Source organism: Prevotella sp. HMSC073D09 (genome assembly GCF_001814145.1).
Classification (GTDB): Bacteria; Bacteroidota; Bacteroidia; order Bacteroidales; family Bacteroidaceae; genus Prevotella; species Prevotella conceptionensis.
Genome location: NZ_KV815146.1, coordinates 3,820 through 5,436, shown reverse-complemented (window position 1 = coordinate 5,436; position 1,617 = coordinate 3,820). Strand labels below are relative to the sequence as shown.

At 38.9% G+C, this 1,617-nt stretch carries 2 protein-coding genes and 1 pseudogene; all 3 read left to right on the top strand.

What is annotated here, in order from left to right; all coding sequences use genetic code 11:
• Window positions 1–974: RHS repeat domain-containing protein (locus tag HMPREF2955_RS14080; RefSeq protein WP_139145577.1), on the top strand; the 974-nt coding region annotated here is incomplete at its 5' end.
• Window positions 971–1,426: a hypothetical protein gene (locus tag HMPREF2955_RS15995; RefSeq protein ID WP_139145576.1), complete on the top strand. Its 456-nt coding sequence runs from the start codon at window positions 971–973 to the stop codon at window positions 1,424–1,426. The genes HMPREF2955_RS14080 and HMPREF2955_RS15995, both read left to right, overlap by 4 nt.
• A 7-nt stretch (window positions 1,427–1,433) precedes the next feature.
• Window positions 1,434–1,617 (top strand): annotated as a pseudogene (locus HMPREF2955_RS16970) (RHS repeat-associated core domain-containing protein); the annotation flags it as partial.

Genomic DNA, 1,617 nt, shown 5'->3' with positions numbered 1-1,617 from the left:
AGCCCGAAGACCCTGACAATGCGCAACCGGGTTATGGCTATGTCCCTGCCGACACGACCAACACCGAGGAAATCTTCTTCTATCATAGTGACCACCTCGGCAGCACCTCCTACATCACCGATGCCAAGGCCAACATCACCCAGTTTGATGCCTACCTGCCCTATGGAGAACTGCTCGTGGATGAACATTCTTCGTCCAAGGAAATGCCGTATAAGTTCAATGGCAAGGAACTCGACCAAGAGACGGGGCTATATTACTACGGAGCGAGATATATGAACCCCAAGACGAGTCTGTGGTATGGAGTGGATCCATTGGCTGAGACGTATGAGACAATTGGTGGGTATGTGTATTGTGCTGGTAACCCTGTTAAATTTGTTGACCCTAATGGAGAGAAGATTACTGACCCTAAAAATAGGATTGCTGTATATATAAATAAACAAAGGATGATCATTTTTACAAAGTATGCGACAAAAGATATCAAAAGAATCGTCAATGTGCTCATGCTAACGAAAGAGGGAATGAAGAGCCTCAAACGGGCTATCAATTCCAAGATTCGTGTTAAAATGAAAATTTCAAGTGAGACTAAAATAACAAAAGTTGAGGGAGGAAATAGTTATACTTATGGGGAGACTGTACAAGGGAACTTTAATTCTAAGGATAATTATGGCCGAAGAGTAAGTAAGAATAGGACTTTTGGAATTACTGAATCTTCTATTACAATTTATGAGGGAACTCTAAAAGAAGATGCAAAAACAGAGAATCCAAAACATAAAGGGCTGACAATAGACCAAGCAATAGGGGCTGTTGCAGGTCACGAAATCGTACATGGTACTGACCGAAAGGAGATAAACAAAGATCTTAGATACGAGCTAAAAAACAAGGGAGGAACTAGACCGAATAAAGAAACGGCTCCTAATAAAGTTGAGAATAAAATAATTGAACAGTCACGAGAATTAAATAACAAAATGAAATGAGAAAGAAACTATTTTTATTATTATTGATTTGTTGTACGTATCTTTTATCCGCAAAGAACAAACGCGAGCTCCCTTTCTATCAAGTTTTAGTTCCTAAGAGTATTGCCACACAACTTGATGAAGGTTACGGTAAAGAGTTTGTCAATGCAAGTGCGAATGTGTATAATTTACTAGATAAAAAGGAAAAAAAAATGGTAAATGGAATCTATGCCTTTAAAGGGCAAGGGCCACATTTTCCTCGAAAAATATTCATTTATCGTGATAAAAAGATTTTCTTCTTCCAAAGTGTTGGCGCATTTAATCCAAACGGAATAATTAAGGAGTACTCTACATTCTTATCCGAGAATAAATTAACTAATGCCGAGACCATTATGTATTTAAGGGCAATATATGAATATTTAAAAGATGAAAACGGTATACAATATGGAGCTGAAATAAAGAAATGTAAATAGATAATGAATAAGGTTAAGCAAACCTGGTGTAGGCAAGTTTAGCAATGTCTATGGTGTCAGTAGCAATAATGTTACGGCAGATCAGAAAGATTATGCCGCCCGCATGATGCAGATAGAGAAACAGCGCGAGGAGTATTACAAGTCCTTAGGCACACCTCCCGGTGTTCCTACGATGAAGGGTGCAACGGCCG